Origin of the sequence: Collinsella aerofaciens, assembly GCF_040910265.1 — a bacterium.
GTDB classification, from domain to species: domain Bacteria; phylum Actinomycetota; class Coriobacteriia; order Coriobacteriales; family Coriobacteriaceae; genus Collinsella; species Collinsella aerofaciens_BK.
This window is the reverse complement of the sequence record NZ_JBDGAW010000004.1, coordinates 101,961-127,993: the sequence shown is the minus strand read 5'-3', so window position 1 is coordinate 127,993 and position 26,033 is coordinate 101,961. Positions and strand designations below refer to the sequence as shown.

The 26,033-nt window shown below is 59.3% G+C and carries 19 protein-coding genes; 15 read left to right on the top strand and 4 right to left on the bottom strand.

Going from position 1 to position 26,033, the window contains the following annotated elements; all coding sequences use genetic code 11:
• Positions 1-6: 6 nt before the first annotated feature.
• On the top strand, positions 7-3,546 hold the full coding sequence (gene nifJ, locus AB5Z14_RS03450; RefSeq protein WP_368130289.1) for a pyruvate:ferredoxin (flavodoxin) oxidoreductase: 3,540 nt from the start codon (positions 7-9) through the stop codon (positions 3,544-3,546).
• 371 nt (positions 3,547-3,917) lie between these two features.
• Here the strand turns inward: nifJ and AB5Z14_RS03445 are convergent, their stop codons facing one another.
• The 3 genes from AB5Z14_RS03445 to AB5Z14_RS03435 form a co-directional block, all read right to left on the bottom strand.
• A complete protein-coding gene (locus tag AB5Z14_RS03445; RefSeq protein ID WP_368130286.1) occupies positions 3,918-5,249 on the bottom strand; it encodes an ATP-binding protein in 1,332 nt (443 codons plus the stop codon).
• A gap of 271 nt (positions 5,250-5,520) precedes the next feature.
• Positions 5,521-6,045 carry a hypothetical protein gene (locus AB5Z14_RS03440; protein ID WP_368130284.1) on the bottom strand — a complete coding sequence of 175 codons (525 nt, stop codon included), beginning with the start codon at positions 6,043-6,045 and terminating at the stop codon, positions 5,521-5,523.
• A 2-nt stretch (positions 6,046-6,047) separates the two neighbouring features.
• Positions 6,048-6,464 carry a DUF3830 family protein gene (locus tag AB5Z14_RS03435; RefSeq protein ID WP_368130283.1) on the bottom strand — a complete coding sequence of 139 codons (417 nt, stop codon included), beginning with the start codon at positions 6,462-6,464 and terminating at the stop codon, positions 6,048-6,050.
• Positions 6,465-7,066: 602 nt separating this feature from the next.
• Between AB5Z14_RS03435 and arcC the strand changes: the two genes are divergently transcribed.
• From arcC to AB5Z14_RS03405, 6 genes are all read left to right on the top strand, one after another.
• A complete protein-coding gene (arcC, locus tag AB5Z14_RS03430; protein WP_006235166.1) occupies positions 7,067-8,029 on the top strand; it encodes a carbamate kinase in 963 nt (320 codons plus the stop codon).
• A 372-nt stretch (positions 8,030-8,401) separates the two neighbouring features.
• Positions 8,402-10,297, top strand: coding sequence for a BglG family transcription antiterminator (locus AB5Z14_RS03425; RefSeq protein ID WP_368130281.1), 1,896 nt, complete (start codon positions 8,402-8,404; stop codon positions 10,295-10,297).
• A gap of 119 nt (positions 10,298-10,416) precedes the next feature.
• On the top strand, positions 10,417-10,743 hold the full coding sequence (locus AB5Z14_RS03420) for a PTS lactose/cellobiose transporter subunit IIA (RefSeq protein WP_117648559.1): 327 nt from the start codon (positions 10,417-10,419) through the stop codon (positions 10,741-10,743).
• Positions 10,744-10,789: 46 nt separating this feature from the next.
• Complete coding sequence (locus AB5Z14_RS03415) at positions 10,790-11,083, top strand: PTS sugar transporter subunit IIB (protein WP_195621111.1); 294 nt, start codon at positions 10,790-10,792, stop codon at positions 11,081-11,083.
• A 9-nt stretch (positions 11,084-11,092) separates the two neighbouring features.
• Positions 11,093-12,442: a PTS sugar transporter subunit IIC gene (locus AB5Z14_RS03410; protein WP_368130280.1), complete on the top strand. Its 1,350-nt coding sequence runs from the start codon at positions 11,093-11,095 to the stop codon at positions 12,440-12,442.
• A gap of 1 nt (position 12,443) precedes the next feature.
• Positions 12,444-13,898 carry a family 1 glycosylhydrolase gene (locus AB5Z14_RS03405; RefSeq protein ID WP_368130279.1) on the top strand — a complete coding sequence of 485 codons (1,455 nt, stop codon included), beginning with the start codon at positions 12,444-12,446 and terminating at the stop codon, positions 13,896-13,898.
• Positions 13,899-14,346: 448 nt separating this feature from the next.
• Here AB5Z14_RS03405 and AB5Z14_RS03400 read toward each other — a convergent pair whose 3' ends face one another.
• Complete coding sequence (locus AB5Z14_RS03400; RefSeq protein ID WP_368130277.1) at positions 14,347-15,177, bottom strand: C39 family peptidase; 831 nt, start codon at positions 15,175-15,177, stop codon at positions 14,347-14,349.
• 564 nt (positions 15,178-15,741) lie between these two features.
• Here AB5Z14_RS03400 and AB5Z14_RS03395 point away from each other — a divergent pair.
• The 8 genes from AB5Z14_RS03395 (at position 15,742) to AB5Z14_RS03360 (ending at position 25,970) form a co-directional block, all read left to right on the top strand.
• Complete coding sequence (locus tag AB5Z14_RS03395; protein ID WP_368130276.1) at positions 15,742-17,193, top strand: APC family permease; 1,452 nt, start codon at positions 15,742-15,744, stop codon at positions 17,191-17,193.
• A 132-nt stretch (positions 17,194-17,325) separates the two neighbouring features.
• Positions 17,326-18,603, top strand: a complete 1,278-nt coding sequence (locus AB5Z14_RS03390; RefSeq protein WP_117655955.1) for a metal-dependent hydrolase family protein — start codon at positions 17,326-17,328, stop codon at positions 18,601-18,603.
• 117 nt (positions 18,604-18,720) lie between these two features.
• Positions 18,721-20,106 (top strand): histidine kinase, encoded by a 1,386-nt coding sequence (locus tag AB5Z14_RS03385; RefSeq protein ID WP_368130275.1) that lies wholly within the window; start codon positions 18,721-18,723, stop codon positions 20,104-20,106.
• 31 nt (positions 20,107-20,137) lie between these two features.
• On the top strand, positions 20,138-20,872 hold the full coding sequence (locus AB5Z14_RS03380; RefSeq protein ID WP_368130274.1) for a LytR/AlgR family response regulator transcription factor: 735 nt from the start codon (positions 20,138-20,140) through the stop codon (positions 20,870-20,872).
• Positions 20,873-20,963: 91 nt separating this feature from the next.
• Positions 20,964-21,908 carry a zinc dependent phospholipase C family protein gene (locus AB5Z14_RS03375; protein WP_368130272.1) on the top strand — a complete coding sequence of 315 codons (945 nt, stop codon included), beginning with the start codon at positions 20,964-20,966 and terminating at the stop codon, positions 21,906-21,908.
• Between the two features lie 101 nt (positions 21,909-22,009).
• A complete protein-coding gene (locus AB5Z14_RS03370) occupies positions 22,010-23,257 on the top strand; it encodes an MFS transporter (protein ID WP_368130271.1) in 1,248 nt (415 codons plus the stop codon).
• A gap of 185 nt (positions 23,258-23,442) precedes the next feature.
• Positions 23,443-24,630, top strand: coding sequence for a glycosyltransferase (locus tag AB5Z14_RS03365; protein WP_368130270.1), 1,188 nt, complete (start codon positions 23,443-23,445; stop codon positions 24,628-24,630).
• Positions 24,627-25,970 (top strand): histidine kinase, encoded by a 1,344-nt coding sequence (locus AB5Z14_RS03360; RefSeq protein WP_368130269.1) that lies wholly within the window; start codon positions 24,627-24,629, stop codon positions 25,968-25,970. The genes AB5Z14_RS03365 and AB5Z14_RS03360 overlap by 4 nt, the downstream gene beginning before the upstream one ends.
• Positions 25,971-26,033 lie beyond the last annotated feature (63 nt).

Genomic DNA, 26,033 nt, shown 5'->3' with positions numbered 1-26,033 from the left:
GGGTATATGGCGCGTAAGTTTAAGTCTATGGACGGCAACGAGGCGGCCGCATATGTTTCGTATGCGTACACCGAGGTAGCGGGAATCTATCCCATTACGCCGTCCAGCCCGATGGCCGACCATGTCGACCAGTGGGCGGCCCAGGGTCGCAAGAACATCTTCGGCACCCCGGTCAAGGTCGTCGAGATGGAGTCCGAGGCAGGTGCAGCCGGTACCGTTCACGGTTCGCTGGGCGCCGGTGCTCTGACCACCACCTACACGGCTTCTCAGGGCCTGCTCCTGATGATCCCGAACATGTACAAGATCGCGGGCGAGCAGCTCCCGGGCGTTTTCCACGTCTCCGCGCGTTGCGTCGCTTCGCACGCCCTGAACATCTTCGGTGATCACTCCGACGTCATGGCTTGCCGCCAGACCGGCTTCGCCATGCTCGCCGAGGGCAACGTCCAGGAGGTCATGGACCTCTCGCCGGTGGCTCACCTTGCCGCCATCGAGGGCAAGACCCCGTTCCTTAACTTCTTCGACGGCTTCCGCACCAGCCACGAGATCCAGAAGGTCGCCATGTGGGACTACAAGGATCTGGCCGAGATGTGCGACATGGACGCCGTCCAGGCTTTCCGCGACCACGCGCTCAACCCTGAGCACCCGCACACCCGCGGCAGCCACGAGAACGGCGACATCTTCTTCCAGAACCGCGAGGCCTGCAACAAGGTCTACGACGAGCTTCCCGCCGTCGTCGAGGGCTACATGAAGAAGATCAACGAGAAGCTCGGCACCGATTACGGCCTGTTCAACTACTACGGCGCTCCCGATGCCGACCGCGTCGTCGTGTGCATGGGCTCCTTCTGCGACGTGCTCGAGGAAGTCATCGACTACCTCAACGCTCATGGCGAGAAGGTCGGCCTGGTCAAGGTTCGCCTGTTCCGTCCGTTCTCCATCAAGCACTTTGTCGACGTTCTCCCCGAGACTGTCCAGAAGATCGCCGTCATGGACCGCACCAAGGAGCCGGGTTCCATCGGCGAGCCGCTCTACCAGGACGTCGTCTCCGCTCTCTACGAGGCCGGCAAGACGGGCATCAAGGTCGTCGGCGGCCGTTACGGCCTGGGCAGCAAGGACACGCCTCCCGCGTCCGCGTTCGCTGTCTTCGAGGAGCTTAAGAAGGACGAGCCCAAGCGCGAGTTCACCATCGGCATCGTCGATGACGTGACCAACCTGAGCCTGCCCGAGGCCGAGGATGCGCCCAACACCGCAGCCCCCGGCACCATTGAGTGCAAGTTCTGGGGTCTGGGTGGCGACGGTACCGTCGGCGCCAACAAGAACTCGATCAAGATCATCGGCGACCACACCGACAAGTACGTTCAGGCCTACTTCCAGTACGACTCCAAGAAGACCGGCGGCGTCACCGTCTCGCACCTGCGCTTTGGTGATTCCCCGATCCGTTCGCCGTACTACGTGACCAAGGCCGACTTTGTCGCTTGCCACAACCCCAGCTACATCGTCAAGGGCTTCAAGATGGTCCGCGACGTCAAGCCGGGCGGCACCTTCCTGGTCAACTGCCAGTGGAGCGACGAGGAGTTCGCCGAGCACATGCCCGCCGTGGCCAAGCGCTACATCGCGAACAACAACGTCAACGTCTACCTGATCGACGCTATCGACCTGGCCGCCAAGGTCGGCATGGGCAAGCGCACCAACACGGTTCTCCAGTCCGCCTTCTTCGCGCTTGCCAAGGTCCTGCCCGCCGAGGACGCCCTGCAGTACATGAAGGACGCAGCTACCAAGTCCTACATGAAGAAGGGCCAGGCCATCGTCGACGCCAACCACAAGGCCATCGATGCCGGTGCTACCGCCTTCCGTAAGTTCGAGGTTCCGGCCGACTGGGCAACCGCCGAGGATGCCGCTCCCGTCGAGCTCTCCGAGGAGACCAAGTCCGCCATCGCCCAGCAGGTCAAGAACCTGCTCGAGCCCATCGATCGCATGGATGGCGACAGCCTGCCCGTTTCCGCCTTCGTCGGTTGCGCCGACGGCCAGTTTGAGCTGGGCGCCTCCGCATACGAGAAGCGCGGCGTCGCCGTCGTCGTTCCTCACTGGGACGAGACCAAGTGCATCCAGTGCAACCAGTGCGCCTATGTGTGCCCGCATGCCACCATCCGTCCGTTCGCGATGACCGAGGACGAGGCTGCCGCCGCGCCCGAGGCTACCCGCACGCTCGACGCCATGGGTCCCAAGGCCAAGGGCATGAAGTTCACCATGGCCGTGTCCCCGCTCGACTGCATGGGCTGCACCAACTGCGTCAAGGTCTGCCCCAAGGGCGCCCTCGAGATGGTTCCCACCGAGCAGGAGATGGACCAGCAGCCCGTTTGGGACTACATGGTCGAGAACGTCTCCGAGAAGAAGGAGCTCATCGCGGCCAACGTCAAGGGCAGCCAGTTTAAGCAGCCCTACCTGGAGTTCTCCGGCTCCTGCGCCGGCTGCGCCGAGACCGCCTATGCACGTCTGGTGACCCAGGTTGCCGGCGACCGCATGTTCATCTCCAACGCCACCGGCTGCTCCTCCATTTGGGGCAACCCCGCTGCCACCGCTCCTTACTGCAAAGACAAGGACGGTCACGGCCCGGCGTGGAACAACTCCCTGTTCGAGGACAATGCCGAGCACGGTCTGGGCATGGCCGTCGGTTACGAGGCCGTCCAGAAGAAGCTGATCGCCGCCACCCAGGACATCATCGCTGCCGATGGTCCGTCGGATGAGCTCAAGGCTGCCGGCCAGGCTTGGATCGACTCCGTCAACGACGCCGAGGCTTCCAAGACCGCTGCCGCTGCCTACGTTGCCGAGCTCGAGAAGTGCGGCTGCGACGCTTCCAAGGCGATCCTCGCCGACAAGGCTTACCTCACCAAGAAGTCCTTCTGGATCTTCGGCGGCGACGGTTGGGCCTACGACATCGGCTTCGGTGGCCTGGACCACGTCCTGGCTTCCGGCCACAATGTCAACGTCTTCGTCTTCGACACCGAGGTTTACTCCAACACCGGTGGTCAGGCCTCCAAGGCCTCGAACCTGGGCCAGGTCGCTCAGTTCGCTGCTGCCGGTAAGGTGACCAAGAAGAAGTCTCTGGCCGAGATTGCCATGAGCTACGGCTACGTCTACGTGGCGCAGGTCGCCATGGGCGCCAACCCGGCTCAGACCCTCAAGGCCATCCACGAGGCCGAGGCCTACGACGGCCCGTCCCTCATCATCGGCTACAGCCCCTGCGAGATGCACTCCATCAAGAAGGGCGGCATGCAGAACTGCCAGGCCGAGATGAAGAAGGCTGTCGAGTGCGGTTACTGGAACCTCTTCCGCTTCAACCCCGAGGCTGCTGCCGGCAAGAAGTTCTCGCTCGATTCCAAGGAGCCCGCGGGCGGTTATCAGGAGTTCCTGATGAACGAGGCCCGTTACGCTTCGCTGACGCGTTCCTTCCCCGAGCGCGCTGAGGAGCTCTTCAAGGAGAACGAGCAGGCCGCTATGGACCGCTACGCTCACCTGCTGAAGCTCAAGACGGTGTACAACGAGGCCTAGGTCTCCCACCGCAGGATCTGAGGGCTGACCTTCTCGGACGTCCTCGGACATGAAAGAACCCCCGCTGCGCAACTACGTGCGGCGGGGGTTCTTTCGTCCTGCGGAGTGTCCGCGAAGGTTAGCCCCCAGATCCTGCTACGACTACGTCCTCGGATTGTGTGGGCGGATGAAGGACGTGGTTGTGGGGGCTTTTGTCCCCTTCGCTGTTTCGCGGCTTTGCCGCGAAACCTCGCGCCACTTTGGGGGTGGATGGGGGGCGTGGCTGTTGCGGCTTCTTATCCCTTTGCTTTTTCGCGGCTTTGCCGCGAAACGCGCAGCACCTTGGGAAATGCATTGATGCGTGGACGGGGCTGGATTGCGGATTCAAATGGCTAGAGAGATATGGGTGCGAACGAGAAATCGTTATTGGGGTCATCCTTTTCTATAAACTCATCGAGACAAAACGTCATGTAGATTGGAACGTACAGAACCTTGCCCTCTTTGCTGAGATTCTCGTGGCTCAGTACAACGGCCTCGGGAATTTTGTACTCGCCCACACTCATCAGACGATCGAGGGCCGCATGCGCTCGAACTTTCTTGCCCGATTTGACCTCGATTGGGACAACATGCCCGTGGGCGCCTTCGATCGCAAAGTCAACTTCACCGACCTCACGCGTTTGGTAGTACCATGCATCCGCCCCGAGGGCAACGAGTTCCTGCGCGACCACGTTCTCATAGAGACCACCAAGGTTGGGAGTTTTCATATCAAGATAGACAGCGCGTGCAGTGCTACCGGGGTATCGCGATGCGAGCATGCCTGTATCAGACTCGTATAGTTTGAAGGCTGTCGTTTTCTCCGTCCTCTTGAGAGGACTCCGTGGCTCCGTCACCCTGGCGACCATCAATCCAACACCTGCGTTAACAAGCCACAGGAAATCCTGCTCATATTTTTTAAGGCGAGCTCCCTCACCCAGAGACGAAACAACAAAGCGATGAGACTCCGCCTCAAGCTGAACGGGAATTTGCTCAAAAATCGACCGAACGTTAAACGCTCGAGTCGATGCATATTTTGAGATATCGCTTTTGTACTGATCGACCAGCTGAGTTTGAAGCTCACGGGTGCTCACGAGCGAATAACCCGAATCAATATAATTCTGAACGACCTCCGGCATGCCGCCGCAAACGATATAAGCTCTATAGTTCTTGAGCATCGCCTCATGAATATAGTTTTCGACAGGATGTTTCTCGACAAGGCAGCTGCGAATGCCTGCAAGCACATTCTCGCTAACGCTGTTTGCCCAACAAAACTCTTCAAAATCCATCGGGCGCATAACAATGTGCTCTACATACCCCACCGGAAAAGAAGAGATCCCCTTAAACTCAGTCCCAAGCATAGACCCCGAGAAGACATAGCTAAAGCGCCCATCCTCGACCAACGCCTTCATGAGTGTAACGATCTGCGGATACTCCTGAATCTCATCGACAAAGACAAGCGTATCGCCCTCAACAAGCGGCGCATCCGCAAGAAGGGCTACGCGGTTGATAAAGTCAACGGAGTTCTTTGCGCCAACAAGTGCATTCCTTGCTTCGACATCGAGTAGTAAATTGACCTCAAAATACGAAGCGTAGTTGCTTTTTCCAAACGCGCGAATCGCATAGCTCTTGCCAATCTGACGCGCACCAGTAACGAGTAGTGCCTTATTGGAGTTATTCTTCCAGCTCAAAAGCCTATCAGTGACCTTACGGCGTAGCATTAAACCCCCAAATGACAAAAATTGACAGATAGAATCGCCTAAAATCATACAAAAATTGGCAGATAATAACGTCGTAAATATACAAAAATTAGGAGATAGCAAAGGTTCGAATAGGCCTCAAGGCCACTGAAACAGTGCTCTACTTTGCGAAGGGGCTGGGGACGCTGTTGGGTGCGTCTCCAGCCCTCTGATACTTACTTTGGATTCCGATGGTGGGGTGTTGTCGGTGCTGCTTGCTTGGTTATCTTGTCTCGCCGCTCTCTGTGCGTAGGCGGTAGCCGTGGACGAGGTCGCTAATAGCCGGCCAGGGAATCTGGCGGTCGACCCAAAACTGGAGCTGGACCAGATAGCGCTCCGTGGCGCGGGTGAGGGCCGCGAACTGTTCGTGAGTCTCTACCTGGGCGTAGAGGTCGCGGCTGTGGGCGAGGATTGCTGTGGTGTCATCCATTTTGCCGGTGACGTCGAAGGCGCCCGAGAACCAGTCGCACAGGCGCGCGGCGCTGTTGTTGATCGTTGCGAGGTCGGCGGTGCCGTCGTTGGCGTTTTCGTTGGCTTGGGCTCGCAGGAGGGAGAGGGCGTCGGCCGCGTTCATGCAGTAGCCGACGGTGAAGTTCCAGACGGCGAATTCGCGGCCGGTGTCGAGCTTGCGGCGGCACATGTAGTCGATATCGCGCGGTTCCTCGAGCATCATTTGATCGGCGAGGGCCTCAAGTGCAGTGGTGTACTCGGCAAGGTCGAGTGTGAGCAGGGTGTTGATATCCATCATCTTTAGGCCTCCGCTTCGATCTCGACGATTTCGTTTTTGATGTACATACCCTGGTTATCCCAGACATTGCGGCAGGCGGCGGCAAAGCGCTTGCGGTCGGCTTCGCAGATGCGGGCGAACATGTTACAGGTGCCAAAGGGCTCGCACACGTCAAAGAAGATGCAAATTGACGACCAGCCGCCATACCAGCTCACGGCGCCCGCTGGCTCGTGAAAGACGGGGTTCTCGATGTGCTCGTAATTGGCGATGGGGCCCGATACGGGATAGGTTACCTCGGCATCGCAGATCTTAGCCGAAAAGATACGTGATTCGACCGGACAGGACGATTCGAACAGCTTGCATGTCTCGGGAGCCTTGTCCCAGAGCATGTCGGCGAGAAACGTCTCGCCATTCAGCGTGATCTTGAGCATTTTTGTCATAGTAAGGACCTCCTCAATCCGTCGCTCAAGGGGCTCGCTGGCGGATAAGGAGAAGACAGCAGCGGGGTCGCCGAACCCAAACTTCACGACAGGTCTCTGTCGCCCCAGCCCGCGCTGTTCTTCGCTAAAGTACCATGCCGCAATTGCGCGTGCAATATCAGTTTTTGCTTTTCTGGAAGCGGCAATCGACGAGACGGCTCGCCGGCTGCCGGCCGACGCGCGGCATAGGCACTCGTCTATTCCTTAAGTTGGATGAAAAACGCCGTGTTATTGCAGGGCTGCATACTCGTCCAATAAGTGCATAGAATCTCGTATAGTACGAGTAAGATTTTGCGCTGTCTGTTTTATGTTTAGCAAAGATATAGTTTGCATAATCGGGTCTAATCCCTGCTCTATTAAAATAAAGTTGCACGTAAATGACGTAGATATGCTTGAGCTGGGGTTCTGTACGCTGAGCGGATAAAAACGACCGTTCACCGTTCAACTATTTTCAAAATGAATAAAATGAGCGATAAAGAGAATATAAACCTTAATAAACTCGCGTATCGCACGGGCGCGGGTTATTAATGGGTTGTAGGCCTTTTACAGAAAGGATTCCAGCAATGTCTAAGCCTCTTGGTAAGCCCGATCGTATTGTCGTCGCCCTTGGCGGCAACGCCCTCGGCAACAACCCCGTTGAGCAAATCGAGGCCGTGAGCAACACCGCTCACGCTCTTCTCGGCCTGATCGAGCAGGGCAACGAGATCATCATCACCCACGGCAACGGTCCGCAGGTCGGCATGATCCAGAACGCCTTCGCCGCTGCCCACGACGCCATCGGCACCCCCGAGATGCCGCTGCCCGAGTGCGGCGCCATGTCCCAGGGCTACATCGGCTATCACCTGCAGCAGGGTATTGGCCGCGAGATGCACAAGCGCTATAAGCGTTGGCACGCCGCAACCGTCGTCACCCAGATCGAGTGCGACCCGGACGATCCCGCGTTCAAGAACCCGACCAAGCCGATCGGCCCCTTCTACACCGAGGAGCAGGCCAAGGAGTTCATGGCCGAGGATCCTTCCAAGGTCTTCGTCGAGGATTCCGGTCGCGGCTGGCGTCGCGTCGTCGCTTCCCCCGATCCCAAGAAGATCGTCGAGGCTGACTCCATCCTCAACCTGCTCGACAACGAGTTCATCGTCATCGCCTGCGGTGGCGGCGGCATCCCCGTCGTCCGCGACTACGAGAACAAGGGCTGCTACAAGGGCGTTCCCGCCGTCATCGACAAGGACCTGGGCGGCGAGCTGCTGGCCGAGGACTGCGACGCCGACGTTCTGTTCCTGCTGACCGCCGTTGAGCATGTCGCCATCAACTTTGGCAAGCCCAACCAGGAGGAGCTCGAGGACCTCACCGCCGACGAGGCCGAGCGCCTGGCCGACGAGGGTCAGTTCGGCAAGGGTTCCATGGAGCCCAAGGTCCGCGCCGCCATCAAGTTCGCCCGTTCCCGCAAGGGCCGCACCTGCATCATCGGCGCCCTGGACAAGGCCGCCGAGACCATGGCTGGCCTCTCCGGTACCCGCATCCACGAGTAGCCTCTACTCCATTGCCTCTCTCGTGAGCGCCGGGCAAGGCGCCCACAAACTAGCCTCTCTTCATGAGCCCCGCAGTCCGCTCCGACTGCGGGGCTTTTGCTATTTACCTAGTCCCCGATGGGAGGGTAGCCATTGGGTGTTTCTTAAACGACTAGTCAAACAAGAACGTCCTCAATGACTACTAATTTAAATCTGTCCCCAATGACTGCGGAAAGCGCATCTCACACCGACGCATTGCTTTCGGGCCCTCTCTCCGTGCTCCCTATAAGTTCAGCTGGACTCCCCGCAACCTGTTCCGCGTTGGCGGAACGAGCGCGACGTGGAGTGTCATTCTTTACCGCGTTAGACTAGACGCAGGGAAAGGAGGAGGACATGGATGCTCGCGTCAAGCAGCTTGTAAATATGATCGAGGACGCTCAGCCTGTCGCTGTCGCGGTGCTTGCCAAGCGTCTCGAGGTAAGCGAGCGCGCCGTGAGAAACTATATCCATCGCGCAAACGACAAGCTTGCGGGGGTTGCACGCATCGTTGGCAGCAAAGGGCAATATCGTATCGATGTTGCACATGCAGATGAGCTTGCTCGCTTGCTAGACGGTGCGGCTCTGGCCCATCCGGGCATTCCTGATACGCGCGACGGCCGTGTGTCCTTCCTTCTTAACGACCTTCTCATGCGGTCCCAGTGGGTGACGATTGAGGAGTATGCGGATTTACTCTACGTTTCGGCGCGAACTCTGTCCAATGACATGCGTCTGGTAGAGCAGAAACTCGCCCAATTTGACTTGATGCTCGAAAAGCGCCCTCGCTACGGAATCCGCGTTGCGGGTGGGGAGTCGCAACGGCGTCTGTGTCTGGCCTCACTGGTGAGGCCCGTGTTGCCCGACACCGACGATGCAGAGCTCGCCGAGCGCCTGCGGGCCATCGCCGCATGTGTGGACGATGCCCTGACTGCCTCGCCCGTCACGGTGAGCTCGCTGGCATCCCGCAATCTCATCATGCATCTTTACATCGCTCTTGGCCGCATCGAGCAGGGCTGCTATGTCCCGGCTGCAGAATCGGACGTTTTAAAGCTGGAGGGAACGCGCGAATACGCTGCGGCTTTCCAGATTGCCGCAAACATCAAGGATGCCCTGGGCGTGAGCATGCCCCGAGAAGAGGTTGCCTTTATCGCAATCCATTTGCTCGGCAGGGGCACGGGCATGCCCGAGAAGGGCTCGGCCGTTATCTCGGACGAGATGTGGGAGATCGCTTCCGAGATGGTATGTGCGGTCAACGATGAGTTTAGGTTTGACTTTAGCAGCGATCTTGAACTTCGCATGAACCTTGCTCGGCATATTGGCCCTCTGGGCTATCGCCTTGAATATCACATGCATATGGATAACCCCATGCTGCCCGATATCAAGACGAGGTTTCCGTTGGCCTATTCGATGGCGGCCGGCACCTCGCAGGTACTCGAGCGTCATTTTGGCAGCCAGCCCTCTGATGAGGAGCTCGGCTACATCGCCATGGCATTTGCCCTGGCCCTCGAGCAGCAAGCCGACCAGCCGCGTCGCAAACGCATCCTGATCGTGTGCGCCTCGGGAGCGGGAAGCGCCCGTATGCTCGAGCACCAGTACCGCAAGCAGTTTGGTATGTATATCGAGTCGATTGAGACATGCGACGTCGCCCGCGTGGGAACGCTCGACTTTTCGCACATCGACTACGTGTTCACAACGGTGCCGCTCAACGTCAAGTTGCCCGTGCCCGTCCGCGAGGCCGATTTCTTCTTGGAGACGAGCGATGTCAACGCTATCCGCAAGGTGCTGAGTGATGACGCTGCGCAATCGGACTCCGTAAGCTCTTTCTTTAGCCGTGCCCTGTTCTTCAACCGCGTTGAGGCGTCGTCGAAGCAGGCCGTTCTCCGATATCTCTCCGAGCGCGCCGTCGAGAGCGGCCGTGTCGATGCCCAGTTTGCCCAAGAGGTCGCCGAGCGCGAGAGCGCGAGTGCCACCTCGTTTGGCAATGGGGTAGCCATGCCCCATGGGATGCATCCCTTGAGCGCCGAGGCCTTTGTTACCGTGGGCCTGCTCGAACATCCCATTCTTTGGGACGAATACGGCCATGAGGTCGATATCGTCTTTATGGTGTCGTTTGCCCGGTCGGGCGGCGATGAGGCGCGGATCTTGAGCTCACTGCTCGCCGAGATCTTTATGGACCGCCAGGGGGTCGAGCGCCTACGCGAGCGCCGGTCCTGGCATGAGCTGATGGCGCTTGTGCAAGCGCATACGGCTTAAGACTTCTTTTGTCGATAACCCTGTCTGTCTACCTGCAATAAACCTCGAGGATTGCGGGCGGGAGATAGGCGTTTCGAATATTCAAGTACAAACCAAACATCACGGGAGAGGAGACCGTTATGGACGATCAGGGAACCGAGATGGTTTCGTTTCAGCTGGTCGCTGCAGCGGGAGAGGCACGCAGCCTTGCCTTCGAAGCCCTTGAAAAGGCAAAAGCGGGGGATTTTGACGCCGCCGCCAAACTCATGAAGCAGTCAAAGGATGCGGGAATCAAGGCTCACCACATCCAAACGCAGCTGCTTTCGACTGAGGCAGCGGGCGAGCATCTGTCGGTGGATGTGTTGCTGGTCCATGCTCAGGACCACCTCATGTGCTCCATGCTTGCTCAGGAGCTCGTGCAGGAGCTGATCTGCCTGTATGAGTGCACTGCAACCAAGAACGCCTAGCGGCGTGCGGTGACTATCCAACCAATCAATGCGAAGGGAATCCCTTATGAAGATCCTTCTTGTTTGCGCAGCTGGTCTGTCTACAAGCATTCTGATGAAGAAACTCGAGAAATATGCGGAGCAAAACGGCATCGAGCTCGATATCGATGCGGTGGGTATCGGCGAGTATCAGGAGACGTGCGCCAATTATGACGTGCTGCTCTTGGGGCCGCAGGTGTCCTACCAGCTCAACACCGTCAAGCAGGGGAGCGGTAAGCCGATCGCGGTCATCCCCGCACAGGACTACGGCATGGGCAACGCCGCCAACGTGCTGGCACTCGCCCAGTCGCTGTTGGGTTAGGAGGCGACCATGGAGAAGTTCATGACCCTGCTTCAGGAAAAACTGACCCCTATCGCCAATTTCTGCGGCACCGAGCGCCACTTTGCCTCCATGCAAAAGGGCTTTATGAGCGCGATCAGCTTCATCTTGGTATCTGCCGTCTTTATGATCCTCGCCAACCCGCCGGTCACGGCCGACCTTGTGGCGCAGGGCGGGTTCTGGTCCGTCTTTGGCCCTTGGCTCGATTTTGCGACGGCCAATAAGCTCACGCTGCTCATCCCCTTCAATATGACGATGGGCATACTGTCGGTGATCGTGACGTTCGCAATCGCCTATAACCTGGCGGGCACCTACAAGATGCCCAAGCTTAACGCCGGCATGACCTCGCTGGTGATGTTCCTGATCGCCGCGGCGCCGTCGTCCTACTACCAGCTTGCTGACGAGTCCGTGCTCCAGGCGGTCCCCTGCACCTATCTGGGTGCGCAGGGCCTGTTTACCGCCATCATCGTTGCCTTGGTCTCCGTCGAGGTCACGCGCTTCTGCCAGACCAAGGGCATCACCATCAAGATGCCCGATGGCGTGCCGCCGTTTTTGTCCGAAACCTTTGGCGCCATCGTACCTATGCTCGCCAACATCCTCATCTTCTTTGGCGGCAACCTGCTGATCCAGATGATCGATCCCGCGCTGTCCATCCCCTCGGTTATCGAGAAGCTGCTCGCTGCCCCGCTTTCCGTCGCAGTTGACTTTGTGCCCGGCGCACTGCTTATCTGCTTCATGACGCTGCTGTTTTGGTGCTTTGGCGTCCACGGCAACATGATCGTAATGCCCATCACCGCCCCGGTCTCGCTTGCCGCCTTTGCCGCCAACGCCTCGCTCTATGCTGCCGGGCAGCCGCTTGAGTTCCACCCGGTGCTCATGTCGTTGGCCATCAACCTCATCGGCGGCACGGGTAATACGTTCTCTTTTGTGGCGCTCTGCGCGTTTAGGGCAAAGTCGCAGCAGCTCAAGGCATTTGGCAGGGCATCGATCGTGCCGAGCTTCTTCCGTATCTCCGAGCCCGCGATCTTCGGCGCGCCCATCATCTTCAACCCGATCCTCATGATTCCGTTTGTGCTAGGCGGCATGATCTCGGCCCTGCTGTATTGGGGTGCGGTCTCACTGGGTCTTGTCTCTAACTTCTACATCTTGGTGAGCGGCACGTTCCCCATCTTCGTTCAGGGCTTTGTCCAGTGCCTCGACCCGCGCATCTGGGTGTTTACGATCGTTTTGATCGTGGTCATGGCTGTGGTCTGGTACCCGTTCTTTAAGGTGTACGATAACCAGCTCCTGGCTCAGGAGCAGGAGAACGCCGCGGCAGCTTCTGCCAAGGATACTGAGTAGCATGGGTTACTTTGACAGAACGTCTGCCGCCGGTATGCCCGAGGGCTTTTTGTGGGGTGGTGCCCTCGCCGCCAACCAGGCCGAAGGGGGCTGGAACGAGGGCGGCCGCGGCATGTCGCACTCCGACCTGATCCCACAGGGTTCCGACCGCTGGGATGTAATGTTTGGCAGGCAAAAGCCCGTGGACGATCCGGACAGGCTGTATCCATGCCGCTGGGGCAACGACTTCTTCCATCATTGGCACGAGGATGTCGAACTCTTTGCCGAGATGGGCTTTAAGTGCCTGCGTCTTTCAATTTGCTGGAGCCGTATTTTTCCCACAGGGATGGAGGCCGAGCCCAACGGCGAGGGCTTGGAGTTTTACCGTCAGGTATTCGAGGCGCTGCGCGAGCACGGAATCGAGCCGCTCGTGACGCTGTCGCACTACGACTATCCGTTGGCTCTGGTCGAGCACTATGGTGGATGGCAAAGCCGAGAGATGATCGAGCGGTATGCGCACTACGTCGAGACCGTCGGACGTGCGTACCAGGGCCTCGTGCGTTATTGGCTCACCTTCAACGAGATCAACAGCGTGGCGCTGTCCTATCTCAACGCGGGCGTCACGCTCGAGGATGAGCGTGACCGTGCAGCCGTGACCGCGGCGTTCTCGCACCATATGTTTATGGCGAGCGCTCGCGCCGTCGAGATCCTGCACAAGATCGATCCCGCAAACAAGGTGGGTTGCATGATCGCTGCCGGTGCGACCTATCCGTACCGTTGTGCGCCCGAGGACGTATGGCTTGCGTATGAGGAGGACCGCGGCCGCTACTTCTACACTGACGTGATGGCTGCGGGCGCCTATCCTACTTGGAAGCTGCGTGCGCTCGAGAAAGAGGGTGTTTACGTGCCCTTTGAGCCGGGCGATACGGAGTGTCTGGCCGAGCATACCGTCGACTTCATCTCGTTCTCGTACTATTGCTCGCGCTTGGTGTGCGCCGATGACCAGGTGATCGCTGAGAAGGCGGAGGGCAACGTGTTCCCGACGCTGCGCAATCCGTACCTCAAGGATAAAGAGACTGCCTGGAAATGGCAGATCGATGCGCTGGGTTTGCGCGTGACGCTTGCCGGCTACCACGATCGTTACCATCTTCCGCTCTTTATCGCTGAGAACGGTGTGGGCGGACTCGATGCGCTGGAAGACGGCAAAGTCCACGATGCGTATCATATTGATTACCTGCGCAGGCATATTCTTGCGCTACGCGATGCAATTGTCGAGGACGGTGTTGACCTGATGGGATACACGCCGTGGGGCTGTATCGATCTGGTATCGGCCTCGACGGGGCAGATGAAGAAGCGCTATGGCTTTGTTTATGTCGATGCCGATGATACGGGCAAAGGCACGTTCGATCGCTACCGAAAGGACAGCTTCTGCTGGTATCAAAAGGTCATTGCATCAAATGGCGAGGACTTGAGTTAACCCTTGCAAGCCTGCTGCCCCCGCGGCCCGTTTCGGCCGCGGGGGCTTTTGCTATTTACCTAGTCCCCGATGAGACCCTCATTCTGTGGGTAGTCATTGGGGACGTTCTTAAACGACTAGTCATTTAAGTCTGTCCCCAATGACTGCGGAAACCCGGCACTTGGGGACGTTCCTTTTCTGCCGGCAGCTTGGAACAGTCCTTAAAGCCCGCATCAATCAACTGCGGAAAGCGCATCCCAGAATGAGCGTCCAACATGGGACATGGTTTCCCTTGAGGGCCTCAACCGGAAAATGCATCCCGGAATGTTGCCGGAAAGTGGAACGTAGTTTCCCAAACAGGCCGTGCGCGGAAAGTGCATCCCGCTATCGAACTTCAAAGCGGGATGCATTTTCCGTGCCAGCAGTTCCGGGTAGCCAGAGACCACTCATTTAAGTCTGTCCCCAATGACTAGTAGTAGGCCCACATGGCTTCGACTTCGTTAAGGACCTCTACGGCGCCCCAGCGGCGGGCGCTGCGGCTGGCCGAGTTGGGATCGAAGACTCCAATCTGGTCGGCGTCGTCAATACCGTAAAGCACAATGTAGTGGCCCACGTTGGTAAAGGTGCCCGGCCGAACGGCGGCGATGACGGGCGCTCCCGAACGCAGCGCCTGAGTCATCGATTCGCGATCGTTATGGAGCTCCGTTCCGTTAAGTCCCAACTGCCACGCGCCGCTCGTCATAAACGACCATTCGGTTGCACCGGTGGGGGCGTAATTGCCCGCCTCGGAAAGCGCGCACATATCGACGGGGGTCATATCGGTGCGTCCCGTCTTAAAGATATAGACCATGGTGAGGCACGTAGGCCCGCAGGCATTTTGGCGGATGGTGCCGCCGGCGTAAGACAGCTCCGACCACGCAGGGTCGATCTGATAGATATGGGGCATCGTGCCGGCTTGCCATTGCGAGCGTGGGGTCGAAAAGGCGAAAGAATAACCGGGCGCGACGGGGGCCTTGAGCAGCTTGTCCTCGGCGGTGGGCTCGAGACCGGCCGAGCCGTGGGACATACAGGAGCTCATAAGCACAAAGACTAGACAGGTAAGGATAGAGCACAGTGCGAGGCGAAGTCGACGGGCCGGCAGGGCGGGGGCGTTCGCTTGCGATGTCGAGCGGTAGGGCTTGCCGTCGCGTCCGCCTTGGGGATGCGAAAAGAAGCGGTTGATATGGATGCCGGGCTGACGTGCGCCGTTGCGGCGCAGTTGTGGAACCTCGGCCTGACGCTGTCGAGTGCGCGCGCCCAAGCGGCTATCTTGCTGCGCGCTTGTGCCCGTGCTCAGACGGCCGCTCTGCCGTGTTCTGCTTGACTGCTGCCGAGACGAAGGCCTGGGTTGCTCTTGAGGACGTTGCGGATTGCTGCTCGTGGCATTTCTGGGCGTCGGCGTGGTACGGCCAGCAAGGCGAACGCTTTGTCGCCGTTGATCACCGTCGTTGTATCCGTATGCCATTCGTACCGCCTTGTCTCATGTATAACCTGTCCATCCTACAAAAAAGATGTGCAACAAATGGGCCTGCGCGTCAAAAGCTCGGTAAACGGTACGAAAGGCGCAAAACACACGGCCTCAAAAACATCTCTATATGCGTCCGATGAGCGTACGCCCGTCGGACGGGCGGCAACAATGAGCGGCAAACCGTGCCGTTCGTCCCAAAAACGACGCCGCTCGTTTTGCAGTTCTGCCTTCGGTCGAGCTACAAGCGGAGCTGCTGCGCCAAGGCCGTATCTTAAAGCCACGAAATAAAAGAGCGCGGCAAAACAGACCGCGCAAGGGGTGACGCCAAGGGGCGTCAAAAAGGAAAGGAGGGGAACAATGGCGGACAAGAACGCAGAAGTTGCAGTCGAGGGTGACGGCGGTATGAAGAAAACGCTTTCGCTCTGGAACTTCTTTACCATCGGTTTCGGTGCCATCATCGGAACTGGCTGGGTTCTGCAGGTCGGCGACTGGATGGTCGTGGGCGGCGGTCCCGTTCCCGCTATGATCGCATTCCTCTTGGGTGCAATCTTCCTCGTGCCCGTCGGAGCTGTTTTCGGTGAGCTCACGGCTGCTATCCCCATCTCGGGCGGCATCGTCGAGTATGTCGATCGTAGCTTTGGCCGTACGCTGAGCTACATCACCGGATGGCTCCTTGCCCTGGGCAACGGTATCCTGTGCCCGTGGGAGGCCATCGCCATTTCGACCCTCGTGTCCGAGATGTTCGGCAGCCTGCCCGGTCTTGAGTGGCTGCGCGCCGTCAAGCTCTACACCATCCTGGGCGCCGACGTTTACCTGTTCCCGACGCTGATCGCGCTCGGCTTTGCAGCCTACGTCATCTTCCTCAACTTCCGCGGTGCCAGCTCGGCCGCCAAGCTCCAGGCCTTCCTGACCAAGGCCCTGCTCTGCGGCATGCTGCTCGCCATGGGCGTCTCGCTGTTCACCGGCTCGCCGGACAACGCCATGCCCGTGTTCTCCCAGGTCGCCGGCGCTGGCGGCGGCAAGTCCGCTACCGAGGGCACCAGCCTGTTCGCCGGCATCGTATCGGTCCTGGTTCTGACTCCGTTCTTCTACGCCGGTTTCGACACCATTCCCCAGCAGGCTGAGGAAGCGGCCGAGGGCCTCAACTGGAACAAGTTCGGCAAGATTATCTCCCTGGCCCTGCTGGCCGCCGGCGGCTTCTACATGGTCTGCATCTACTCGTTCGGCACCATCCTCGACTGGCATGAGTTTGTTAAGAGCCCGGTTCCCGCGCTTGCCTGCCTCAAGGGCATCAACATGCTTCTGTACCTGGCCATGCTCGTCATCGCCACGCTTGGACCCATGGGCCCGATGAACTCCTTCTACGGCGCCACGAGCCGCATCATGCTCGCCATGGGCCGCAAGGGCCAACTGCCCGAGAAGTTCGCCGAGGTCGACCCCAAGTCCGGCGCTCCCAAGCTCGCCTGCGTCGTTCTGGGCGTCATCACCGTCATCGGTCCGTTCCTGGGCAAGAACATGCTCATCCCCCTGACCAACGTGTCGGCTCTCGCCTTCATCTTCTCCTGCGGTATGGTCGCCCTCGCCTGCCTGCGCATGCGCTTCACCGAGCCCGACCTGCCTCGTCCCTACGAGGTGCCCGGCGGCAAGTTTGGCATCGGCCTCGCCATCGCTGCCTGCGCCATCATCATCGGCCTGCTCGTGATTCCGTTCTCTCCCGCCTCCCTCAACATGGTGGAGTGGAGCATCGTGATCGGCTGGTTGGCTATTGGCCTGGCCCTCATGGCTTTCACCAATTCCCGCAAAAAGTAACGCCTAGCCGGGGCGGATCGGGTGCGCGGGGCCCTCTCTCCCGCGCACCGAACCCGGCACCACTTGGGTAGCTTTGTGAGGCCGCGACCCAACACGGCCTCGCCCACATATATGGATCCATAAGGAGGAACCATGTCCACTAAGTATGCAATCGTTGGCGGCAAGCTTATCGACGGTACCGGTGCCGAGCCGGTCGAGAACTCCCTCGTTCTCGTTGACGACAACGGCAAGATCGAGTACGCCGGCGCTATGCAGGACCTTCCCGAGGGCGTTGAGGTCATCGACGCCGCCGGCAAGACCGTCCTTCCCGGCCTGATCGACACCCACCTGCACTTCTCGGGCAACCTGACCGACGATGACACCGATTGGGTCATGCAGCCGCTCCTCGAGAAGCAGGCCGTCGCTGTCAAGCAGGCCTACGACTGCCTCACCCACGGCCTCACCACCGTCTGCGAGATCGGTCGCTTTGGTATCCAGATCCGTGACTGCATCGACAAGGGCGTCTTTAAGGGCCCGCGCGTTCTGGCCACCGGCCTCGGTTTCTGCCGCGTTGCCGGTCACGGTGACTCCCACCACTGCACCCAGGAGCTCAACAAGGAATCCCATCCCTGGGGCGACCAGGTCGACGGTCCTTGGGATCTGCGCAAGGCCGTCCGTCGTCGCCTGCGCGAGAACCCCGATGCCATCAAGATCTGGGCTACCGGTGGCGGCATCTGGCGCTGGGACTCCGGTCGCGACCAGCACTACTGCTCCGAGGAGATCCAGGCTGTGGTCGAAGAGGCAAAGATGGTCGGCATCCCCGTGTGGAGCCACTGCTACAACAACCACGCCGCTGCCTACGATTCCGTTCGCTTTGGCTGCGAGCAGCTGATTCACGGCTTCGATATCGATGAGCGCACCATGGACCTCATGGCCGAGCAGGGCACCTTCTTCACCCCGACGATCGCCTTCCTGCCCACCTGGTACGCCACCTATCCGCCCGTCTACGTCCCCGAGCTGCACGACAAGTACGAGGGCACCCTGGTCGAGAAGGAGCTGCAGCGCAACTACGACTGCCTGCGCGAGGCCAAGAAGCGCGGCGTCGTCATGACGATCGGCTCCGACTCCTTCTCCTTCGTCACCCCGTACGGCACCTGCTCCATCGAGGAGATGTACGAGTTCGTCGACAAGATCGGCTTCACCCCGGTCGAGACCATCACCTGCGCCACCCTCAACGGTGCCAAGATGTGCCACATCGAGGACGAGACCGGTTCTATCGAGGCCGGAAAGTGCGCCGACCTGCTGGTCGTCAACGGTGACGTCGCCGCCGACATCCACGTGCTCAACACCGACAACATGGACGTCATCATGAAGGACGGCTGGATCGTCGAGGCGGGCACCTTTGGCGAGGCCAACAAATACAGCGCCTAAACTACCGTTCATCGACGACTGGATGTAAAACACAGTATTTGATTGCATAATGCAATGGAGAGGGTCGCTTGCGGCCCTCTTTATTGCTATGGGTGCGTCAGTAAGAAGGGGATGACGGTGGATCTCAATAGGCTGATTCTGGGCAAGAGCTACAACTCTACCAAGGTCTTTCGTACCGCTCAGCATGTGGTTCAAGCCATCTTGCTCGGTATTGTCGTTCCGCTGCTTATCCTGCTGCTCATCTGGGATCTAACTGATAATCCCAATCCCGTTCCGGCCGTTGTCGTCATTGCCGGCTTGGTCATGCTGTGCTTCTTCTTCTCGTACGTCTTTGTCGTTCCCGATGACCTCACATCGAGCGCAACCGACCGCACGCTCGCCATCGCTTCAAAAATATTCGCCTACACGTCGCGCGGCCTTACGCCCGAAGCTGCCCTGGGCGCCTCTAAGATCATCCTGTCCGAGACCATCGCTTCGGCCATCTGCTTTACTGACGGCAAGCAAGTGCTGGCGAGCTGGGGCGAGGATTCGGCAAAGTGCCCTGCCGGCACCCCGGTCGTGCTGCAGACCACGCTCAACGTGATCGAGTCCGGCGAGCAGAGTGTGTTTTCGCGCGATACCTCGTCCGAGACGGGCGGCTACTTTCCCCGCCTGCGCGCCGGTATTGTCGCACCGCTTACCGTGCGCGGGCATTGCGTGGGCACGCTCGAGCTGTACTATCCCCGCCTGAGCAGCATCGATATGCGCCAGACGGCCCTTGCCTCGGGCTTTGCCGATCTCATCTCCACGCAGCTCGCGAGCTTTGAGCTCGAACGCCAGGACGAGCTCACGGCCCGCGTTGAGCTGCGCGCCCTGCAGTCGCAGGTCGATCCGCACTTCCTATTCAATACCATCAGCACCATTGTGTCGCTCGTGCGAACCGAGCCCGACAAGGCCAGGTCGCTGCTCATCGACTTTTCCAATTATTACCGTCAGACGCTTTCTGACTCCGATACGCTCACCACGCTCGAGCACGAGGTGGAACAAGGCATTCGTTATATCAATCTTATGCAGGCCCGGTACGGCGACGGCCGTCTGCGCGTTTCGGTCGATATCGACTTTGAGGTGCGTGACAGCATGGTGCCGCCGTTTATCTTGCAGCCGCTGCTCGAAAACTGTATCAAGCATGCGCAGCGCGAGACCGAGCCGCTTTCTATTCATGTAAGGGCTTTCGAGACCGATGACGGTTTGGAGATCATCGTCGAAGACGACGGCATTGGTATGAGCGAAGAAGTCTGTGCACACCTGTTTGAGCAGCATCGTCGAGAGGAGCCCGAGAGCATTACCGCCGACGGCTCCATCAAGCGAGGGTGCGGCCTGGCGCTTTTTAACGTGCTTCAGCGCATCCATTTCTTTTACGGAGAAGATTCCGGCATGCGCGTGAAGTCCCAAGAGGGCGTGGGGACGCAGGTCATCGTCGAGCTAAACGGCGAGCCGCATGAGCCGGCACCGCTGACGGTGTAGCGCAAATGTATTGAGAAGAGAGGAAGCGCATATGTCCGAGGGCTGGAACATCCTGGTGGTTGATGACGAGCCTCCTATTAGGGCCGAACTACGCTATCTGTTGGAAAAGGATGCGCGTGTGGGCAACATTGCCGAGGCGGGCAATGTCACCGAGGCCGTGGAGTCGATCCTGTCGAACAAGCCCGACGTGCTGTTTTTGGACATCACGATGCCCGGGCGCTCGGGAATTGAGCTTGCCGAGACGCTGCAAAACCTAAAGACCCCGCCGGTGGTGGTGTTTGTGACGGCGTTTGCCGAGTATGCCGCCGATGCCTACAACCTCGATGCCGTCGACTATGTCGTCAAGCCGGTCGAGGACGCACGCCTGTCAAAGGCGCTCGACAAGATCGAGACCGCTTTGGGTGTCCGTCGTGTCGTCCATGCCCCGCGACAGCCCTTTCGTCTGACGGTGGACCGCGGGGGTAAAAAGGTGTTCATCCCCGTCTCGGACGTCTGCTACTTTGAGGCGCGCGCCGACTTTTGCAATGCGGTCTGCGCCAAGGGGACGTACCTGATCAATGAGTCGATTTCCTCGCTCGAGCGTCGCTTGGGCTCCGAGGGATTTATCCGCGTCCATCGCAGCTATCTGGTCAATTTGGAAGACGTGCACAATGTCGAGATCGGCTCCACGGGTCTGATGGAGCTTCGGCTCGACCGCGTGAGCTCGACGGTACCCGTGTCTCGTCGTCGCGCCGCCGAGGTCAAGTCGCATTTGGGGCTTGCGTAAGGGTCGGTGCGCCATCGTTTGCCGTTGCGGGTTTGGCATGACTGCGCGGTGGGCATAATGGATTGCATCGAATGAAATCGAAAGGATCATTATGCCCGCGCTTATCACCCATCATTTGTTTGGCGAGGAAAGCATTGACCGTCTTCCGCAGGGCGTCATCACGTCCGACGAGGAGCGCATCGCCTTTATCCTGGGCAACCAGGGTCCCGACCCGTTTTTCTTCCACATCCTGACGCCCCGCGTTTCCGACTGTACGCTGCTGGCGCAGGTTATGCACCGCTCGCGAATGTCGCGCCAGTTCTCGTGTCTGCGCGACGGCGTGTCTCATCTGCTTCCGCGCGATGCCAACCTGGGTCGCGCCTTTGCGCTGGGTCTGCTGTCGCACTACGTGCTCGACCGCAATGCGCATCCTTTTGTCTACGAGCAGCAGTTTGGCATCGTGGAGTCCGATCTCGATCTGGAGGACTCGGGCAGCCAGGTCCATGCCGTACTCGAAAGCGACCTGGATGTGCTGATGCTGCAGCTCAAGCGCGATGGCGCCACGGTCGATGACTATCCGCCGGCGGGCGAGATCGTCACCACCGATCGAATCAATCGCGTTGCCGGCGTACTGATGAGCTATGTTGCTGGACGCGTGTACGGCATCGATATCCCGGCGGGGGAGTACGGCGCCGCCGTCTCGGACATGCAGCTGCTCTACCGCACGATTGAGCCGGCGGGCTCGGCCAAGACGCGTGCAATTGCCCTGGTCGAAGGCTTGGTGCACGATTATTCGCTGCTCGACGGCCTTGCGCACCGCGTGACGACCGAGCTGCCCGAGCGTACCGGCAACCTGGGCCATCTGGCATGGAAGAATCCCTTTACCGACGAAGTCTCGACTGAGAGCTTCCCCGAGGTCTTTGACCGTGCGCTGCTCGATTACGAGTGCACGGTTGCCCGCTTTATCGAGACCGGCGATATGGAAGCCGTGACCAACCACGTCAATTACAGCGGTCGTGTGCTCGGCACCGATGAAGAGTTCGACCGCGAGGAGTAGGGCTCGCGCGCGCCCCTTTGCCGAATCCTTACCGGCGTTTCTGGACAATTGGGGTACGATGAACTAACTGCATATCGGGCGAATACGAAGGGGCCCTGTCCATGAAATACACCAAGCTCGAGCGTAACTGGGTTATGTACGATGTGGGCAACTCGGCCCTCGTGCTGCTCAACACCTCGGTGGTGCCCATCTACTTTAACGCCATCAACACCGGTGCTTCTTCGGCCGACCTGGTCGTCGCCTGGGGTAACGCGCAGACGATCGCCTCGCTGGTCATTGCCATGCTCATGCCCATTCTGGGCGCGCTTGCCGACTACGCCGGTAACAAGATCAAGTTCTTCATGGGCTTTTTCCTGACGGGCCTTGTGCTTTGCCTGGCACAGGCCATCCCCATGTCGGCCATGGCATTTTTGACCGTCTATGTGCTGTGTACCATCGGCCTTAACTCGTCCATGACGTTCTACGACGCCATGCTGCCCGATATCACCACCGACGAGCGCATGGATGCCGTGTCCAGCTCGGGCTATGCCTGGGGCTATATCGGCTCCACCGTGCCGTTCATCATTTGCCTGGCACTCATCATGGGCGGTCCGGCCTTGGGCATTCCCACCATGCTCGCCACGCGCCTGTCGTTTATCATCACCGGTGCCTGGTGGATCATCTTTACCCTGCCGCTCATTCGCACCTATAAGCAAAAGTACGGTCGCGAGCGCGGTCCCGAGGACACTATCGGTCACATCGTGGGCGGCGTGTTTTCCGAGGTGGGACACACCATGCGTGAGATTGCCCACAACAAGACCGTGCTGGTCTATATGATCGCCTTCTTCTTCTATATCGACGGTGTCCACACGGTCATCTCCATGGCCACCAGCTACGGTTCGGCCTTGGGCATCGATTCGACCCAGCTGGTGCTGGCGCTGCTCGTCACGCAGTTCGTGGCTTTCCCGTCCGCCATTATCTACGGCAAGCTCGCCGGCCGCGTGGGCACGCTTAACATGATCATGGTGGCCGTCGCCGCCTATATGGGTATCGTGCTCTTCGCCGCGTTCTTCTTAAAGACCGCCTTCGAGTTCTGGGTACTTGCCATCCTCGTCGGCCTGTTCCAGGGCGGTGTGCAGGCGCTCAGCCGCAGCTACTTTGGCCGTATCATCCCCAAGGAAAAGTCCAACGAGTACTACGGCTTCTTTGATATCTTTGGCCGCTATGCAAGCGTTATGGGCACCTTCCTGGTGTCGGTTGTCACCTCGCTGACCGGCAACCCCTCGCTGGGCGTCCTGTCCATCGGCGTGCTGCTGGTGGTGGGCTTTATCCTGCTGGTTCGCCTGTCTCGCATGGCCCAGCCGGCATAGCGAGGAAAAACGAGTGCCGGGCGGCTATTGTGCCTATCCGCGGTACTCTTTTGGAAGTATCCGCAATAAACATTCCGACTTCCGAACAATGATTAGCCCAAGTGGGTATGATGGAGTCAGCTAGGTCGCGGGGCGTCGCCTGTGTTTGGCGGCGCCCCGTTTTTGTGTTGCAGGGAGGGTAAGGCATGAACGCCACGGTCGTGATTCCAACGTATTGGGCGGGCGATGACGCTCGCGCAAACGCCCCTGGCACCTACGATCATTCGACGCGACTCAACGCCGCCAATCCCGAACTCGACCGTTGCCTGACCTCGCTCGAGCAGGTGCGCGACATTCCACGTATTATCTTGCTGGTGGTTTGCCCGGTTTCTGCCACAGCCGACGTGTCGTTGCGCGTGCACGACATCGTCAACGCACATCCTACGCTCAAGGTCACCGTTGTCACTAATACTCAGGCATCGCGTATTGCCGATCGTGTGGCGCAGATTGCACCCAAGGGTTCGGGCGAGTGCGTGAGCCTGCGAGGCTACGGTGCCATCCGTAACATGGGCCTTGCCTGCGCGGCGGTGCTGGGGCACGATGCGGTTGTCTTTTTGGATGACGATGAGACCGTCATCGACGCCGACTTTATGAAGCGTGCGACGTATGCACTGGGGCAGCAGACGCGCCAGGGCTTGCCGATCTTGGTCAAAAGCGGCTACTTCTACGATCGCGATGGATCGCCGCTGGCCCCTACGGACAAGGCGGGCATCTGTCATCGCTGGTGGACCAAGCGCATCGAGTTCAATCGCTGGATGAAAAAGGCGCTTTCGGGTACCCGCATCTCGCGTTCCAACTACGTGTGCGGTGGCCTGATGGCCCTGCATGCCCGCGCCTTTACCCGTGTGGCCTTCGACCCGTTTATCACCCGTGGCGAGGACCTCGACTACCTGTTTAACATGCGCATGTTTGGCTACGACGTCTGGTTCGATAACGAGTGGACTGTGCGTCACCTGCCCCCGGAGTCCGAAAAGCGCTCGCCGCGCTTTATGCAGGACGTGTACCGTTGGTACTACGAGCGGGCCAAGCTGACGTTCGCCGCGCACCAGAAGGAGCTCATTCCCGTTATGGCGGCATCGCTCATGCCCTACCCAGGCCCGTGGATCTCGCGCGAGCTCGACGACCGTGTGCGCAAGACCGCCATGGTCCGCAGCGTGTTTACCCGCGAGCACGAGGGCTACCTGCGCATCTGGCGCCACGGTATCGACGAGGCCAAGGCGTATGCGCGACAAAACGCCGCAAGCTACCTGCGTTTCCAGAGCTTTTGGCCCAAGATTATGGATGGGCTTTGGCGAGACGCACAACTGATCAGTATCCTGGAGGGGGCCGAATGATCGACCGCCGCGCCCAGCGCGATAGTTCAATATCAATTTTTCGCATCATCGCCGTCGCCTGCGCCATCTGCGTGCTGGTGTACTTTGTCTTTGCCCTGGCGACCGGAATCGAGCCCATCGCGACGGTTGTCGCATGCGCGCTGCTGTGCATCTTTCTGTGCATCTTTATCTTTTTGACGCTCAACCCCGATTCGGTGCGCTCGCAATATACCGAGGAGACGCTCTCGGTGGCCTCTGCCATGCTCGAGGATATTAAGGGCGGCCTGACCCAGGAGTCAGCGCGTTTGGTGTGCCAGCGCATCCTGCCCGAGACGCGCGCCATGACCGTCGCCATTACCGACGAGGACAACGTGCTTGCCTGCGCAGGCGAGTTTGAGGAAAAGCTGCTGCCCGATTCACCCATTCACACGCTTGCCACGCGCTACGTCATCGAGCACGGTATCGTGCAGTCGTTTAATCGCGTCGTGGATGTCGTGGGCTCGGATGGTTCGCACAACCAGGTCCCGGCGGGTATCATCGCGCCCATCAAGGTGGGCGACCGTACCGTCGGCACGCTCAAGTTCTACTACAAGACCCCGCGCGCCGTCGACCGTACCCAGTACGCGCTTGCCTCGGGCTTTGCCGAGATCCTGTCCACGCAGCTCGCCATTCATGAGCTCGAGGTGCAAAAGGAGCTTACAGCCCGCGCCGAGGTGCGTGCGCTGCAGGCGCAGATCAATCCGCACTTCCTGTTCAACACGCTCAACACCATCGCATCGTTTACGCGCACCGATCCGCTGCGCGCCCGCGAGCTGCTGCGCGAGTTCTCGTCGTTTTACCGCGCCACGCTCGACAACTCGGGATCGCTCATTCCGGTTTCGCGCGAGGTTGCACAGACCAAGCGCTACCTGACGTTTGAGAAGGCGCGCTTTGGCGAGGACCGCGTGCTGGCGACCTTCGATGTCTCCGAGGACGTCGAGGACACGCTGGTGCCGGCATTTGTGATTCAGCCGATTGTCGAGAACGCCGTGCGCCACGGTATGGGAGACGCCGATGCGCTGGTGATCGATGTGTCGGTGCACCAGGACGGCGAGGATGCGATTCTGATTTCGGTGGCCGATAACGGTGTGGGCATGGACCAGGGTACCGCTGCCAGGCTGTTTGACGAGCGCTCTGCCCGTCCCGATGCCAGCTCTCCCCAGGGCGGCGGCGCCGGCGTGGCCATGCACAATATTTCGGAGCGCATCCATCGCTTCTATGGTCCGCACTCCTATACGCGCGTTGAATCGGCGCCGGGCAAGGGCACCAAAGTGCTCCTGCATCTTGATTTGTCAGAGAGTATCTTTGACATTCAAGAGTAAAATAATTGGTTACGGGTTTAACGTTGGTTGGCGGATGCCCAGCGAAGTATGTTGACGAAAGGT